We start from the raw sequence: 16,005 nt of genomic DNA, 5'->3' as shown, positions 1-16,005 counted from the left end.
CAGCGCCTGAAACGCTGCTTTGAGCACAACGAGCAGAACTCGTCGTACTACTTGTCGTGCTCCAGTGATGCGGTGCGATCTGCCGGGACGCGCACGGCACGGGAGGGCCGCTCAAAGCTTCCCGTCGTACGTGCCCCGGCAACGCATCTCTGAGGAAGTCCCCCAAGACATCCCCAGATGCCAGGTCAGCGCCCCCCAAGACGCATCTCTGACATCGCCAACTTAGACCTTCGAACCCCTTCGATGGTTACGTTCACATCACTGTGATCTGCGTCTCTTGCATATGTCCGTTAGATGCGCAAGAGCCCCGATACAGCGATCGGAGCTCAAGCGTAAGGATGATGCACGAGCCTTGTGAAGAGCTTATGTGAGGTGCGCGTTGGACTCTAGGGGGACCGTGACATCCAGTGCGGCGAACCGGCGGTAACTTTCACCGGAAGGTGCGCAGCCGCAGGCTGTTGGTCACCACGAACACCGAGGAGAAGGCCATCGCGGCCCCCGCGATCATCGGGTTCAGCAGTCCGGCGGCGGCCAGCGGGAGCGCGGCCACGTTGTAGCCGAAGGCCCACACGAGGTTGCCCTTGATGGTGGCGAGGGTCCGCCGGGAGAGCCGGATCGCGTCCGCCGCCACCCGCAGGTCGCCGCGGACCAGGGTCAGGTCGCCGGCCTCGATCGCCGCGTCCGTCCCCGTGCCCATCGCGAGCCCCAGGTCGGCCGTGGCCAGCGCCGCCGCGTCGTTGACGCCGTCGCCGACCATGGCGACCGTCCGCCCCTCGCCCTGCAGCCGTCGTACGACCGCCACCTTGTCCTCGGGCAGCACCTCGGCGACGACCTCGTCGATCCCCACCGTCCGGGCGACCGCCTCGGCCACCGCCCGGTTGTCCCCGGTCAGCAGCACCGGCGTGAGCCCGAGCGCGCGCAGGTCGCGGACCGCCTCGGCGCTGGTCTCCTTGACCGTGTCGGCGACGCCGAGCACGCCCCGGACCTCGCCGTCCCACCCGACCAGGACGGCCGTACGACCCTCCCGCTCGGCCCGGGAACGCGCCCGGGCCAGCTCCTCGGGCACCTCGGGCACCTCGGCGCCGGTCCCGGCGAGCAGCCGTCCCACGGTCACCTCGTGGCCCGCCACCCGCCCGCGTACGCCCCGGCCGGGGACGTTCTCGAAGTGCTCGACCGCGGGCAGTTCCCCCACCCGTTCCACGGCCCCCGCGGCGATCGCCCGCGCGACCGGATGCTCGGAGGCGTGTTCGAGCGCACCGGCGAGCCGCAGCACCTCGTCCGCGTCGGCGCCCTCGGCGACGTACACCTCCTGAAGGCTCATCCGCCCGGTGGTCACCGTCCCGGTCTTGTCGAGTACGACGGTGTCGACCCGGCGCGTGGACTCCAGCACCTCGGGACCCTTGATGAGGATGCCGAGCTGCGCGCCGCGCCCGGTGCCGACCATCAGCGCGGTCGGCGTGGCCAGGCCCAGCGCGCACGGGCAGGCGATGATCAGCACGGCGACGGCGGCCGTGAACGCGGCGGCCGTGTCGCCGGTGACGCCCAGCCAGACCCCGAAGGTGGCGAGCGCGATCAGGATGACGGCGGGCACGAAGACGGCGGAGATCCGGTCGGCGAGCCGCTGCACCTCGGCCTTGCCGTTCTGCGCGTCCTCCACCAGCCGCGCCATCCGCGCGAGCTGGGTGTCGGCGCCGACCCGGGTCGCCTCGACGACCAGCCGCCCGCCCGCGTTGACGGTCGCGCCCGTGACGGCGTCGCCGACCGTCACGTCCACCGGCACGGACTCGCCGGTCAGCATCGACGCGTCCACCGCCGACGCGCCCTCCACCACGGTCCCGTCGGTGGCGATCTTCTCCCCGGGCCGTACGACGAACCGGTCGCCGACCGCCAGGGACGCCACCGGAACCCGCACCTCACGGCCACCGCGCAGCACCGCCACGTCCTTGGCGCCCAGCTCCATCAGCGCCCTGAGGGCCGCGCCCGCGCGCCGCTTGGAGCGCGCCTCCAGATAGCGGCCGAGCAGGATCAGCGCGACGACCCCGGAGGCCACCTCCAGATAGATCGTGGACGCGCTGTCCATCCGCGAGACGGTGAACCGGAACTCGTCGTGCATCCCGGCCATGCCCGCGTCGCCGAGGAACAGCGCCCACAGCGACCAGCCGAACGCGGCGAGCGTGCCGACCGAGACCAGGGTGTCCATGGTGGCCGCGCCGTGCCGGGCGTTGGTCCAGGCGGCGCGGTGGAACGGCAGGCCGCCCCAGACGACGACGGGAGCGGCGAGCGTCAGCGACAGCCACTGCCAGTTGTCGAACTGCAGCGCCGGAACCATGGCGAGCAGCACGACCGGGGCGGCGAGCAGCGCGGAGACCAGGAGGCGTTGGCGGAGGGCGGCGAGTTCGGCGTCGGGAGCTTCCTCGGGAGTCTCCTGCGGCGCCGGGGGCGCGGGCTCCTCGGCCGTGTAGCCGGTCTTCTCGACCGTGGCGATCAGATCGGCGACCTGTACCCCCTGGGGGTAGCTGACCTTGGCCTTCTCGGTCGCGTAGTTCACGGTGGCGGTGACGCCGTCCATGCGGTTGAGCTTCTTCTCGACCCGGGCGGCGCAGGAGGCGCAGGTCATCCCGCCGATGAGCAGCTCGACCTCGGCGGTGTCGGGGGCCGCCGGCGGAGCTATCGGTGTCTGTGCGGTGGTGGTGCTGGTCATGTCCGGACTCCAGACAACGGACCGGGCCGTACGGATCCAGTATCAGCTGGTCGGCGCGGCCCGGCGGAGAGATACGTTTCCGTCGTACGTACTGCTCGTACTGCTCGTGACGTTCGTGGTGCTGTGCGTGCCTTCCGGCTGTCAGGCGCGGACGGCGAGCTCGAAGCCCGCCTCGTCGACGGCGGCGCGGACCGCCTCCTCGTCGAGAGCGGCCCCGGAGACGACCGTGACCTCGCCGCTGGCCGCGACGGCCGTCACCGAGCTGACGCCGGGGAGCCGGGAGATCTCGGCGGAGACGGATCCCTCGCAGTGTCCGCAGCTCATGCCGGTCACCTGGTAGACGGCGGTCACGGAGCCCGTGGTGTCGGTCTGGACGGTCATGTCGTTCTCCTCGTCGAGGCGTGTGGGGCCGATGGGGCCCACGAGGGATCCCCACTGTTGTCACAGTATACCCCTAGGGGGTATTTCTCCAAGAGGGGTCGCGGCGCGCCAGCGAACGCACCCAGGCGATGCCGAGCAGCGAGACGAGGACCAGCAGACCGACCGAGAAGAGGGTGAAGAGGTGCTCCTGCTGCACAGTGGGGCGCGGGATGTACCCCTCGGCGAACAGCTGCCGGTCCAGGCCGGTGCCGGCCAGCCGGGCCACCAGCCAGATCGCGATGCCGTGCGTGGAGTCCCACAGGGCGTGCAGCAGGGAGACGCCCAGGTAGGCGGTGACGACCGGGGCGGTGAGGCGGAAGCGGCCGTTCGGGCGGCGGAAGGAGAGCAGCGCGGCACCCGCGATCGCCGTCCACAGGCCGTGCCCGAAGGGGGTCAGTACCCCGCGCAGGATCTCGGTCTCGATCAGCGCCCGCAGGTCGATGCCCTCGGTGGAGACGGCCGCGTTGAACGCGTATCCCGCGCTCTCCAGCGCGGCGAAGCCGAAGCCGACGGCGGCGCCGAGCACCAGACCGGCCCGCAGGCCCCGGATCCCGGGCAGCCGGCGCAGCACGAACACCAGCGCGCCGAGCTTCACCGCCTCCTCGATCAGGCCGACGGAGACGAACATCCCCCAGGAGGGGTGGACCAGGTAGAACTCCATCACCGAGGCGCCCAGCACCCCGAGCGTGCCGCCGGTCAGGAAACAGCCGAGGATCGCGCTGACCCCGAGGTCGCGGCCGTGCCGCTCGTACGCCCACAGCACGAAGACCACCGGCACCAGAAAGCCGCCGAGCAGGATCAGCGTCGGCAGCAGCGTGGTGTTCCGCGTCGCGTACGTCACCACCGCGGTCAGCGCCCACAGGGTGAGCCCGCCGCCGAGGCAGCGCTTCCACAGGCCCGCGCGGATCCGGGGGTACGGCGGTGGCGGCTGCTGCGGACCGGGGATGCGGGCCTGCGGCCGGCCGGGCTGCGGAGAGTGGATCACGGCGGGTCCCCTTGGTGCTCGGTGCTCCTGCGGCGCCTGCGACGGCGAACTGGTGTGATTTACCCGCACTCTAGGCAGATGCGTTGTATGTCGCAGTTCGGGGACGGCAGTCGCCGGGGCGGCCGGGGTCAGCGCGCGGGCCGTCCCAGGCGGTCGCCGACCAGGGGGTCCAGGTAGCGGACGAGCACGTCCTTGGTCTCCTGGACGTACGCCTCGCGCTCGGCGCCCTCGTGGCCGAGGACCAGTTCCAGCCCCACCTTGTAGACGCCGAGGCAGACGTGCGCGGTGCGCCGGACGTGGGCCTGGTCGGTGCCGGGCGGGAGGAGCGAGGCGAGCAGGTCCTCGATCCGGCCGACCAGGGTCGCGTGCAGGGCGTCGTGCGCCTCGGTGATCCCGCCGGGCATGTCCGGGCCGTGCATCAGCGCGAAGAACACGGGGTGTTCGGTGTTGAAGGTCATGAAGCGGTCCACGGCGGCCCCGATCGCGTCCGCGAGCGGGGTGGCGGGGTCGACCGGCGCGAGCGCCTCGCCGTAGGTCTCCCGCATCTCGTGCACGAGACGGTCGCCCATCTCGATCGCGATCGCCTCCTTGTTCGGGAAGAACTGGTAGAGCGTGCCGGGGGAGACGCCGGCCTCCCGGGCGATGGCGTTGGTGCTGGCGGCCGTGTAGCCCGTGGCGCAGAAGACCGAGGCGGCGGCGTCCAGCAGTTGCTGGATGCGCCGCTCGCCACGGGCCTGGCGGCGGCGCGGCTGCTCCTTGCCCGGGGTCCCGGGCGTCTCCGGGTTCCCGGGCTTCGCGGGGCTTTCCGGCTGCTCGGGGCTCTCCGGGTTCTCGGGCTTGTCGGGCACGCGTTGTCCCCAGCTCTCGGTGCGCGATTGACAAACACGAGCGGTCGCTCGCATTCTGGTGAAACGCGAGCGATCTCTCGTGTTTTTCAGTCTAGACGGCAATGGCCGACCCATGCTGCCGTGTGCGGAGCGGATGCGTACCGACGCGTACCCGGTGAGCAGGGGTCACGGTGAAGGGGACACCGCGAAATGACCGAAGTCAACAAGCCCTCGGAGCCCGGGGGCGGGGCCCGAGCGGGCGGCTGGACCAGGTTCGTGACCGCCCGGCCCCGGCTCTCCCTGCTGCTCGCCCTGGTGATCACCGCGCTCGCCGTGCTGGCCGGCAGCGGGGTCGCCGACCGGCTGGGCAGCGGCGGCTGGGAGGACCCGGCCGCCGAGTCGACGTACGCGACGAAGGCGCTGGAGCGCGAGTTCCCGGACTCCCAGCCGAACCTGCTGCTCCTGGTGGACGCGCGCGGCGCCTCCGTGGACACCCCGGCGGTGGCCGCCGAGGCGAAGTCGCTGGCCGCCCGGCTGTCCGGGGAGAAGGGCGTCACCGGCGTCGGCTCGTACTGGCAGACCGGGTCACCGTCCCTGCGCGCCGAGGACGGCCACGAGGCGCTGATCGCGGCCCGGATCACCGGTGACGAGAAGGCGGCGGCCGACACCCTGGACCGCATCGCCCCGCACTACCGGGGCGCACACGGACCGGTGACGGTCAAGGTCGGCGGCATGGTCGCGGTCCGCCACGACATGCAGACCATCATCAAGGAGGACCTGGCCCGCGCCGAGCTGATCGCCCTGCCCATCACGCTGATCCTGCTGGTGATGGTCTTCGGCAGCGCGATCGCCGCCCTGCTCCCGCTGGGCATCGGCATCGTCGCCATCCTCGGCACCAACGCGGTGCTGCGCGCCCTGACCTCCGTCACGGACGTCTCGGTCTTCGCGATGAACCTGACCACGGCCCTCGGCCTGGGCCTCGCCATCGACTACGCCCTCTTCATCGTCCGCCGCTTCCGCGAGGAACTCGACTCCGGCGCCGACCCGTTGACGGCGGTCGGCACCACCCTGCGCACGGCCGGCCGCACGGTCCTGTTCTCGGCGCTGACCGTCGCGGTCTCGCTGGCGGCGATGCTCGTCTTCCCCCAGTACTTCCTCCGCTCCTTCGCCTACGCGGGCATAGCGGTGGTCCTGCTCGCCGCGGCGGCCGCGCTGATCCTGCTCCCGGCGGCGCTCGTCCTGCTGGGCCACCGGGTCAACTCGCTCGACCTGCGCAGGCTGTTCCGCCGGGGCACGCGGTCCCGGCCCTCCGGCGCCGAGGGCACGGCCTGGGCGCGCACCGCGACCCTGGTGATGCGCCGGGCACCGCTCTTCGCCGTCGTCACCACGGCCTTCCTGATCACCCTCGGACTCCCCTTCGCGGGCGTCAAGTTCGGCACGGCGGACGACCGCCAGCTGCCGTCCACGGCCGAGTCCCATGTCGTCCAGCAGCACATCAGGGAGGGCTTCCCGGGCAACCCCGGCGGTGACCTGGAGGTCCTGGCCGAGGGCCGGGCGACCCGCGCCCAGTACGCGGCCTACAAGGAGCGGGTGGCCGCCCTGCCCGAGGTGGCCTCGGTCTCCGGCCCCCTGGTCAAGGGCGACTCCGCGTACTTCGCGGTGCAGCCGAAGGGCGAGTCGGTGGACGAGGACGCCCAGCGCCTGGTGGGCGACCTGCGCGCCCTGAAGACGCCCTTCGCCACCGAGGTCACCGGAACCGCGGCCGTCCTGGTCGACTCCAAGCACGCGATAGCGGACCGCCTGCCCTGGGCGGCGGCCTTCATCGCGATCGTCACCCTGTTCCTGGTCTTCCTCCTCACCGGCAGCGTCCTGATCCCGCTCCAGGCGGTCCTGCTGAACGCCCTCAGCCTCACGGCCATGTTCGGCGCCGTGGTCTGGGTCTTCCAGGACGGCCACCTCTCCGGCCTGCTCGACTTCACCAGCCCCGGCTCCATAGAGACCACCCTCCCGGTCCTCATGTTCTGCGTGGCCTTCGGCCTCTCCATGGACTACGGCGTGTTCCTGCTCTCCCGCATCAAGGAGGAGTACGACAGGACCGGCGACCACGAGCGCTCGGTCCGCCTCGGCCTGCAGCGCACGGGCGGCCTCATCACCGCGGCGGCGATCATCCTGGCGGTCGTGATGGTGGCGATCGGCACCTCCCGCGTCACCAACACCAAGATGCTCGGCCTCGGCATCGCCCTCGCCGTCCTCATGGACGCCATGGTCGTCCGCAGCCTCCTGGTACCCGCGATCATGCGCCTCACCGGCAAGGCGACCTGGTGGGCCCCGGCTCCGCTGCGCCGTTTCCACGAACGGTTCGGCTTGAGCGAGGGCGAGCCGGACGCGCCCGGGCTGGAAGCGCCCCAAAGGGGCGCGGGGAACTGCGCGACCAGCCACAACGCACCGGAACCGGCCCTACAAGACGGCCCCCGCGGCGCATAGCCTTCGCCCAGCCCCCGAAAGGAGCCACGCGCATGCGAGCCGCAGTCTTCGACCACTTCGGCGCCACCCCCGCGGTACGGGACCTGCCCGACCCCGACCCCGCCCCCCACGGCGTGGTCGTCCGCGTGGAAGCCACCGGCCTCTGCCGCAGCGACTGGCACGGCTGGATGGGCCACGACCCGGACATCACGCTCCCGCACGTCCCCGGCCACGAACTCGCCGGCGTGGTCGAGGCGGCCGGCCCCGGGGTGACCGCCTGGCGCCCCGGCGACCGGGTCACCGTCCCCTTCGTCTGCGCCTGCGGCGGCTGCCCCTCCTGCGCGGCCGGCGACCAGCAGGTCTGCGAACGCCAGACGCAGCCCGGCTTCACCCACTGGGGTTCCTTCGCCCAGTACGTGGCCCTGGACCACGCCGACGTGAACCTGGTCGCGATCCCGGACGACATGGCGTACGCGACGGCGGCCTCCCTGGGCTGCCGCTTCGCCACCGCATTCCGGGCGGTGGTGCAGCAGGGCCGGGCCGCGGCCGGGGAGTGGGCCGCGGTGTACGGCTGCGGGGGCGTGGGACTGTCGGCGGTGATGATCGCCGCCGCGTCGGGGGCCCGGGTGGTGGCGGTCGACGTGTCACCCCAGGCCCTTGACCTGGCACGGAAGTTCGGCGCGGTCCACTGTGTGAACGCGGCGGACACCGCCGACCCGGCGGCCGCGGTCCGCGACCTCACCGGCGGCGGCGCCCACCTCTCCCTGGACGCCCTCGGCTCACCGGCCACCGCCGCGGCCTCGGTCAACTCCCTCCGCCGCCGCGGCCGGCACGTCCAGGTGGGCCTGCTGCCGTCCCCGGACGGCACCACCCCGCTGCCGATGGCCCGCGCGATCGCCCTGGAACTCGAACTCCTCGGCAGCCACGGCATGGCGGCCCACGCCTACCCCGCCCTGCTCGAACTGGTCCGCGCGGGCACTCTCCGCCCCGACCTCCTGGTGACCTCGACGATCACTCTGGACGCGGCACCGCGGGCGCTGGCGGCGATGGGCACGGCACCGGGGGCGGGGGTGACCGTCATCGAACCGTGGGCCTGAGCCGGTCCCCTCAGACGTCTCTGCGGCCCCTGTTGCCGGGCCGGGAGGCCACCCAGGCACGGACGGTGTCGGCGTACCAGTAGGGCTTGCCGCCCTCGACGTGGTCGGGCGGGGGGAGGAGTCCGTGCTTGCGGTAGGAGCGGACGGTGTCGGGCTGGACCCGGATGTGTGCCGCGATGTCCTTGTAGGACCAGAGCCTTCGGTCGGTCATGAGAGGCACCTCCCTGCGCGCGCCGCGGCGGCGACCGGGGGCGGTCGTCGGGGGAGCCGGGCGCTGCGCTGGCGATCACAAAGCCTGTGCCCGGTGAACGACGGAGCGTGACCATGAGCAAGCGGCTGTGTGCCGGGTGTGACCGAGAACCCGCGTAGGCGCGACATGTGTGACACAAGAGGGGCGTTTGTGACACAGCCGGAGCAAAGGCGTACGCCGGTTCACCGGCGGGGCACGTTGACACGGCGAACAACGGGGACACCGGGAAACCGGGGCACCAGTGGCATGAGTTGCGCCGGGGCCACAGGGGCACCGGGGGGGCGCGGGGACGGGCCGGACCCGCTGCGCCAGGTCCGGCCCGCCTGCTTCCCCCGTCAAACGGCCGTGCGATCAGCCTGCACAACCCCGCCCCGGCCGGTCTTGGAGAAAACCGCACTCCGGCCGTTCGCTCCCAGCACGAGACTCGTCGCCGCCCCCGACACCCGGTCGGCCGTCGCCGGTGACGCGGCCGAGGCGGCCCGGGCCGCCATGAACTCCCCGGGCGCGTAGCCGGTCATGGCCTTGAACTCGCCGCTGAGATGGGCCTGGTCGTAGAAACCGCAGAGGGCCGCCGTCTCGGCCTTGCTCCGCCCCTGCGCCAGCATCCGCCGCGCCCGCTGCAACCGCAGCACCCGCCCCGCCGCCTTCGGCCCCAGCCCGATCTGCTCCCGGAAACGGTTCTCCAACTGCCGTACGCTCCAGCCGACTTCGTCGGCGAGCCGGGGCACCGGCATCGCGCCCCCGCTGCGCCGCAGTGCCGACCAGGCGCGGGCCACCCGCTCCGAGGCGACGCCGCCCGCCCGTATCCGGCGCGACAGCACGTCGTCGAGCAGCCCGAACCGCTCCGCCCATCCGGGCAACGAGCCCAGCGCGGCGGCGAGTTCACCCACCCCGCGACCGAGCAGGTGCGGCAACTCGTCCGGATCCACCGACCGGTTCGTCAACTCGTACTGAGGGGTGCCGAAGAGTGCGAACGCGGCCCAGGGCGCCAGCAGCACCTCGACCCCCGCGAACCGCCCGCTGTGCTCGCCGAGGGCGGGGGTGGTCGTCAGCCCGTTGTAGAGGGAGACGAGGTCCGCGGGCGGGCGGCCGGCCCGGGAGATCCGTATCGGGGCGTCGAAGCCCAGCAGCAGGGTGACCGCACCGATCGGGGTCTCCAGCCGCCGCCGCGGCCCGGCGAGCGCCAGCCGTATCCCGCGATAACTCATCACCCCCGGCCGCAGCCGGGGGTGGGGCAGGGCAGTGGCGAACTCCCAGCTCCCACCAACCCCTTGCCCCTGACGAACCTGCAGGCTTCCCGAAGCCACGGCCCCATGCTACGAGCGTCACCTCGAACCCCCCAGGGGCGCGGGGAACTGCGCGACCAGCCACACACAACCCGCACGCGCGAATCACAGGTTCTGCCCCCCACCAGGCGCCCCTACGCCCCGCACGACCTCAAAAACGCCCGCGTCCGCCGAGCCACCGGCCCCGGAACATCCGGCTCGCACGGGTACATGTCCTGTTCCACGATCGCGAACAGCTCCACGCCCAGCTTCTGCGCGGCGGTCAGCACGGGAGCCAACTCCGGCACACCCTTGGGGGGTTCGCACATCACACCCTGGGCGACGGCCGGCCCGAACGGCGTCCCCTTCGCCCGGACGTCGGCCAGCACGGCCGGGTCCACCTGCTTGAGGTGCAGGTACCCGATCCGCTCCCCGTAGGTCTCGATGAGCTTCACGCTGTCCCCGCCGCAGTACGCGTAGTGCCCGGTGTCCAGGCACAGCGACACGTCGTCGGAGTCCGTCCCGTCCAGGAACCGGACGACGTTCTCCTCGCTGTCGATGTGGGTGTCGGCGTGCGGGTGCACGACGATCTTCAGCCCGTACCGCTCCCGCACCTCCCGGCCGAGCCGCTCGGTCAGCGAGGTGAGGTTCCGCCACTGGTCGGCGGTCAGCTCGGCGGACTCCAGCACCTCACCGGTCTTGTCGTCCCGCCAGAAGGACGGGATGACGACCAGGTGCTCGGCGCCCATCGCCTGGGCGAGCACCGCGTTGTCGGCGACGTGCGCCCAGGTCTTGTCCCACACCGCCTCGCCGTGGTGCAGCCCGGTGAAGACCGTGCCGGCGGACACCTTCAGGCCGCGCCGTGCCGTCTCCTCGGCGAGCACCGCGGGGTCGGTCGGGAGGTAGCCGTACGGCCCCAGCTCGATCCACTCGTAGCCGGAGTCGGCGACCTCGTCCAGAAAGCGCTGCCACGGCACCTGAGCCGGGTCGTCGGGGAACCAGACGCCCCAGGAGTCGGGCGCGGAACCGATCCGGATACGGGACAGGGAGGATTGCGGGGACCGCGGTGACAACGTAGTCATGGCCGCCAGCGTGCGGCTCGGAAGAAAGCCCTGTCAAGGGTGGTCCGAATGTCTGGACAAAACATTGACAGGGCTCGGTGTGCGGGGCTACAAACCGGGGGAGAGCCGTGACGAAGGGAAGCCGATGGCGTACGACCTGATCACCATGGGGCGGATCGGAGTGGACCTGTATCCGCTCCAGACGGGGGTACCGCTCGCCCAGGTGTCGTCCTTCGGCAAGTTCCTCGGCGGTTCGGCGACGAACGTGGCCGTGGCCGCGGCCCGCCTGGGCCGGAGCACCGCCGTCATCACCCGTACCGGGGAGGACGCCTTCGGCGCCTACCTGCACGAGGCTCTCCGGGGCTTCGGGGTCGACGACCGCTGGGTCAGCTCCGTGCCCGGCCTGAACACCCCGGTGACGTTCTGCGAGATCTTCCCGCCGGACGACTTCCCGCTGTACTTCTACCGGCAGCCCAAGGCCCCGGACCTGGAGATCGACGCCCACGAGCTGGACCTCGACGCCGTCCGGGACGCCCGGATCTTCTGGATCACCGGCACCGGCCTGAGCGAGGAGCCCAGCCGTACGGCGACCCTCGCGGCCCTCGCCCACCGCGCCAAGGCGGGCACCACGGTCTTCGACCTGGACTGGCGGCCGATGTTCTGGAAGGACCCGGAGGCGGCCCGCCCGTTCTACGTGGAGGCGCTCAGGCACGCCACCGTCGCCGTCGGCAATCTCGACGAGGTCGAGGTCGCCACCGGCGTGCGCGAGCCGCAGGCCGCCGCCCAGGCGCTGCTGGACGCGGGCGTCGAGATCGCGGTCGTGAAGCAGGGCCCCAAGGGCGTCCTCGCCGTCAACCGGGCCGGTGACTCCGCCGAGGTCCCGCCGCTGCCCGTCACCGTCCTCAACGGACTCGGCGCCGGAGACGCCTTCGGCGGCTCCCTCTGCCACGGCCTCCTCGAAGGCTGGGACCTGGAGAAGATCATGCGGCACGCCAACGCGGCCGGTGCCATCGTCGCCTCCCGCCTGGAGTGCTCCTCCGCGATGCCGACCCCGGACGAGATCGACGCCGCGCTCGCCGCCGGAGCGGTGCTGTGAGGGCCGGCCGCGTCACGGGCGCGCACCACGACGGCGGAGCCTCCGCTCCCGCCAAGGAGACGACCGTGGACATCTCGGCCCTCGTCCACACCCGCACCCACCACCCCGAGGCCATCGCCGAGGCGGCCGCCCGAAGAACCCGCCGTCCGCTCCTCAACGAGGACGGCAAGCTGATGATCGTCGCCGCCGACCACCCGGCCCGCGGCGCCCTCGGCGTCGGCGGCGACAAGCTCGCCATGGCCAACCGGGCGGAGCTGCTGGAGCGGCTGTGCCTGGCCCTGTCCCGGCCCGGCGTCGACGGCGTCCTCGCCACCGCCGACATCCTGGACGACCTGCTGCTGCTCGGCGTCCTCGACGGCAAGGTCGTCATGGGCTCGATGAACCGCGGCGGCCTGCAGGGCGCCTCGTTCGAGCTCGACGACCGGTTCACCGGCCACCGCGCCGAGGACATCCAGCGCCTCGGGTTCGACGCCGGCAAGCTGCTCCTGCGTATCGACTACGCCGACCCGGGGTCCCTGACCACCCTGGAGTCCACGGCCCGCGCGATCGACGACATGGCCGCCCGCCGGCTGCCGGTCTTCGTGGAGCCGTTCATCAGCCGCCGCACCCCGGAGGGCAAGGTCAAGAACGACCTGTCCCCGGAGGCGGTCACCCGGTCCATCGCCATCGCCTCGGGCCTGGGCGGGAGTTCCGCCTACACCTGGCTCAAGGTCCCGGTGACGGACAACCCCGACGACATGGCCCAGGTCATGGAGACGTCGACGCTGCCCGCCGTTCTTCTGGGCGGGGAGGTCGGGGACGATCAGGACGGCGCCTACGAGAAGTGGCGCAGCGCCCTGCGACTCCCCACCGTGCGCGGCCTGGTGGTCGGCCGCTCGCTGCTCTACCCGGCGGACGGCGACGTGGCCGCCGCCGTGGACACCGCCGTCGGACTGCTGTGAGGCGATGATGACGACCAACGAGCTGCACCTGAGCAAGGGTTCGACCGCGAACGCCCAGTACACGCTCGACATCGACCCCAAGCGGGCCGGTTGGGCGCACAGCAGCCTCCGGATCGTCGAACTGACCCCTGGTGGAACGCATTTGTTCACCACCGGGGACAGCGAGTGGATCGTGCTTCCGCTGCAGGGCGGTTGTACGGTGCAAACAGAGGGAAACGAGTTCCAGATCCTGGGCCGGGAGAGCGTGTTCAGCGGAGTCTCGGACTTCGTGTACGTGCCCCGGGACGCCCAGGTCCAGATCGCCTCCGGCGCGGGAGGCCGCTTCGCCCTGGCAGGAGCGAAGTGCGAGCGACAACTCCCCGCCCGCTACGGCCCCGCGCCGGAGGTCCCCGTCGAAGACCGCGGCAGCGGCACCAGCGCCCGCCGGGTGCGCAACTTCGCCTCCGCGGACTCCTTCGACTGCGACAAGCTCATCGCCGTAGAAGTGATCACTCCCGGCGGCAACTGGTCCTCGTACCCGCCGCACAAGCACGACGAGCACCGGCCCGGCGAGGAGTCGGAGCTGGAGGAGATCTACTACTTCGAGATCGACGGACCGAACGGTATCGGGTATCAGCGCGTAATCCCCTCCCGTGAGGGCGGTACGGACGTCCTCGCCGAGGTCCGCTCCGGCGACGCCGTGCTCGTTCCCGACGGATGGCACGGCCCGTCGATCGCGCAGCCCGGGCACGACATGTACTACCTGAACGTCATGGCGGGGCCGGGCGCGACGCGGGAGTGGCGGATCTGCTTCCACCCGGACCATCTGGAGGGTTACCGATGACGATTCGGTCGACCGTCGCGCAAGCGCTTGTCCGCTTCCTGGCCGCCCAGTACACCGAGCGGGACGGTGAGCGCCGCCGTCTCATCGGCGCCACCTGGGGCATCTTCGGCCACGGCAACGTGGCCGGCCTCGGCCAGGCGCTCCTGGAGTACGCGGACGACATGCCGTACCACCAGGGCCGCAACGAGCAGGCCATGGTGCACGCGGCCGTCGGCTACGCGCGTCAATCGAACCGTCTCGCCACGCACGCCGTCACCACCTCCATCGGCCCCGGCGCCACCAACCTGGTCACCGGCGCCGCCCTCGCCACCGTCAACCACCTCCCGGTCCTGCTCCTGCCCGGCGACGCCTTCGCCACCCGCCCCGCCGACCCGGTCCTCCAGCAGCTCGAACTCCCGCACGCCGCCGACGTGTCGGTGAACGACACCCTGCGCCCGGTGTCGAAGTTCTTCGACCGGATCACCCGCCCCGAGCAGCTGATCCCCTCCGCGCTCGCCGCCATGCGGGTCCTCACCGACCCCGTCGAGACCGGCGCCGTGACCCTCGCGCTCCCGCAGGACGTGCAGGCCGAGGCGTACGACTGGCCGGAGGAGTTCTTCACCGACCGGGTGTGGACCGTACGACGGCCCGGTGCCGATCCCGTCGAACTCGCCGCGGCCGTCAGGGCGATCAGGGAGGCGCGCCGCCCCGTGGTCGTCGCCGGCGGCGGGGTCCACCACAGCCGCGCCGAGGCCGGGCTCGCCGAGTTCGCCGAGGCCACCCGCATCCCGGTCGCCTCCACCCAGGCCGGCAAGGGCTCGCTGCGCTGGGACCACCCGCAGGACGTCGGCGGCGTCGGCCACACCGGCACCGCCACCGCCGACGAACTCGCCCGCACCGCCGACCTGGTGATCGGCGTCGGCACCCGCTACACCGACTTCACCACCGCCTCCGGCACCCTCTTCGAGAACCCGGACGTCCGCTTCCTCAACCTCAACATCGCGCCCTATGACGGCCACAAGCTCGCCGGCCTGCCCCTGATCGCCGACGCCCGCAGCGGCCTCGCCGAACTGACCGAGGCGCTGGTGATGCACGACCACACGGTCGCCGACTCGTACGTCACCGAGTACACCGAGGACAAGGAGCGCTGGGAGCAGCGCGTCGACGCCTGCTACGAGGCCGACGAGCCCGACATCCGGCCCACCCAGCCCCAGGTCCTCGGCGCCCTGGACGCCCTCGCCGACGAGTCGGACATCGTCATCAACGCGGCCGGCTCCCTCCCCGGCGACCTGCACCGGATGTGGCGGGCCCGGTCGCACGACCAGTACCACGTGGAGTACGGCTACTCGTGCATGGGCTACGAGATCCCCGCCGCCATCGGGGTGAAGCTGGCCGCGCCGGAGCGCAACGTGTGGGCACTGGTCGGTGACGGCACGTATCTGATGATGCCGACCGAGATCGTCACCGCCGTACAGGAGGGGATAGCCATCAAGGTGCTGCTGGTGCAGAACCACGGCTACGCCTCCATCGGCGGCCTGTCCGAGTCGGTGGGCGGCGAGCGGTTCGGCACCGCCTACCGCCTCCCCGCGGGCGACGGCACCTTCACGGGTGCCCCGCTCCCCGTCGACCTGGCCGCCAACGCGGCCAGCCTCGGCATGCGCGTGCTGCGCGCGAAGACCGTCCGCGACCTGGGCTCGGCACTCGCCGAGGCCCGGGCCGCCGACACTCCCACATGTGTCTACGTGGAGACCGAAACCGCAGACACTGTGTCGGGCCCGCCTCCGGCGCAGGCCTGGTGGGATGTACCCGTGGCCGAGACCGCGACCCGATCCGCCGCGGTCAAGGCACGTGAGCTCTACGAACGGCACGTCTCGACCCGACGCCGCCATCTGTGAAGGAGTAACCGGTCATGACGAAGATCGTCAACCACTGGATCGGCGGCAAGTCCGTCGACGGCACGTCGGGCAACTTCGGGCCGGTCACCGACCCGGCCACCGGCGCGGTCACCACGAAGGTCGCCTTCGCCTCGGTCGACGAGGTCGACGCGGCGGTGCAGACCGCCAAGGACGCCTTCGTGACCTGGGGCCAGGCCTCCCT

14 protein-coding genes are annotated in these 16,005 nt (G+C 71.9%); 7 read left to right on the top strand and 7 right to left on the bottom strand.

From position 1 onward, the window contains the following. Positions 1 to 430: 430 nt before the first annotated feature. From ACGFZS_RS34335 to ACGFZS_RS34320, 4 genes are all read right to left on the bottom strand, one after another. Entirely contained in the window at positions 431 to 2,701 is a 2,271-nt protein-coding gene (locus tag ACGFZS_RS34335; RefSeq protein ID WP_393798372.1) for a heavy metal translocating P-type ATPase, read from the bottom strand. Between the two features lie 141 nt (positions 2,702 to 2,842). Beyond that, on the bottom strand, positions 2,843 to 3,082 hold the full coding sequence (locus ACGFZS_RS34330; protein ID WP_393798371.1) for a heavy-metal-associated domain-containing protein: 240 nt from the start codon (positions 3,080 to 3,082) through the stop codon (positions 2,843 to 2,845). Positions 3,083 to 3,155: 73 nt separating this feature from the next. Then, positions 3,156 to 4,106, bottom strand: coding sequence for a PrsW family intramembrane metalloprotease (locus ACGFZS_RS34325; RefSeq protein WP_393533389.1), 951 nt, complete (start codon positions 4,104 to 4,106; stop codon positions 3,156 to 3,158). Positions 4,107 to 4,234: 128 nt separating this feature from the next. Further along, positions 4,235 to 4,822, bottom strand: a complete 588-nt coding sequence (locus tag ACGFZS_RS34320; protein ID WP_393798634.1) for a TetR family transcriptional regulator — start codon at positions 4,820 to 4,822, stop codon at positions 4,235 to 4,237. A gap of 321 nt (positions 4,823 to 5,143) precedes the next feature. Between ACGFZS_RS34320 and ACGFZS_RS34315 the strand changes: the two genes are divergently transcribed. Together ACGFZS_RS34315 and ACGFZS_RS34310 are read left to right on the top strand one after the other, a co-directional pair. Beyond that, a complete protein-coding gene (locus ACGFZS_RS34315) occupies positions 5,144 to 7,417 on the top strand; it encodes an MMPL family transporter (RefSeq protein ID WP_393798370.1) in 2,274 nt (757 codons plus the stop codon). A 32-nt stretch (positions 7,418 to 7,449) separates the two neighbouring features. Then, entirely contained in the window at positions 7,450 to 8,493 is a 1,044-nt protein-coding gene (locus tag ACGFZS_RS34310; RefSeq protein ID WP_393798369.1) for a zinc-dependent alcohol dehydrogenase family protein, read from the top strand. A 10-nt stretch (positions 8,494 to 8,503) separates the two neighbouring features. Here ACGFZS_RS34310 and ACGFZS_RS34305 read toward each other — a convergent pair whose 3' ends face one another. From ACGFZS_RS34305 to ACGFZS_RS34295, 3 genes are all read right to left on the bottom strand, one after another. Continuing rightward, the gene (locus tag ACGFZS_RS34305; protein ID WP_355710446.1) at positions 8,504 to 8,704 is read right to left on the bottom strand and encodes a MerR family transcriptional regulator; all 201 of its coding nucleotides are present in this window, start codon (positions 8,702 to 8,704) and stop codon (positions 8,504 to 8,506) included. Positions 8,705 to 9,078: 374 nt separating this feature from the next. After that, positions 9,079 to 9,951 carry a helix-turn-helix domain-containing protein gene (locus tag ACGFZS_RS34300; protein WP_393798633.1) on the bottom strand — a complete coding sequence of 291 codons (873 nt, stop codon included), beginning with the start codon at positions 9,949 to 9,951 and terminating at the stop codon, positions 9,079 to 9,081. 212 nt (positions 9,952 to 10,163) lie between these two features. After that, the gene (locus tag ACGFZS_RS34295; protein WP_393798368.1) at positions 10,164 to 11,090 is read right to left on the bottom strand and encodes a sugar phosphate isomerase/epimerase family protein; all 927 of its coding nucleotides are present in this window, start codon (positions 11,088 to 11,090) and stop codon (positions 10,164 to 10,166) included. Between the two features lie 124 nt (positions 11,091 to 11,214). Between ACGFZS_RS34295 and iolC the strand changes: the two genes are divergently transcribed. The 5 genes from iolC to ACGFZS_RS34270 form a co-directional block, all read left to right on the top strand. Next, a complete protein-coding gene (iolC, locus tag ACGFZS_RS34290) occupies positions 11,215 to 12,165 on the top strand; it encodes a 5-dehydro-2-deoxygluconokinase (RefSeq protein ID WP_393798367.1) in 951 nt (316 codons plus the stop codon). After that, on the top strand, positions 12,162 to 13,106 hold the full coding sequence (locus ACGFZS_RS34285) for a deoxyribose-phosphate aldolase (RefSeq protein WP_393798366.1): 945 nt from the start codon (positions 12,162 to 12,164) through the stop codon (positions 13,104 to 13,106). The genes iolC and ACGFZS_RS34285 overlap by 4 nt, the downstream gene beginning before the upstream one ends. Before the next feature lie 7 nt (positions 13,107 to 13,113). After that, on the top strand, positions 13,114 to 13,929 hold the full coding sequence (gene iolB / locus ACGFZS_RS34280) for a 5-deoxy-glucuronate isomerase (RefSeq protein ID WP_393798365.1): 816 nt from the start codon (positions 13,114 to 13,116) through the stop codon (positions 13,927 to 13,929). Further along, positions 13,926 to 15,803 (top strand): 3D-(3,5/4)-trihydroxycyclohexane-1,2-dione acylhydrolase (decyclizing), encoded by a 1,878-nt coding sequence (gene iolD, locus ACGFZS_RS34275; RefSeq protein ID WP_393798364.1) that lies wholly within the window; start codon positions 13,926 to 13,928, stop codon positions 15,801 to 15,803. Before iolB ends, iolD begins: the two co-directional genes overlap by 4 nt. A 14-nt stretch (positions 15,804 to 15,817) precedes the next feature. Further along, positions 15,818 to 16,005, top strand: a 188-nt coding sequence (locus ACGFZS_RS34270; RefSeq protein WP_393798363.1) for an aldehyde dehydrogenase family protein, incomplete at its 3' end; no start/stop codon positions are given.

Source organism: Streptomyces sp. NPDC048288, assembly GCF_043201555.1.
GTDB lineage: Bacteria > Actinomycetota > Actinomycetes > Streptomycetales > Streptomycetaceae > Streptomyces.
This window is presented reverse-complemented; position numbering and strand designations above follow the sequence as displayed.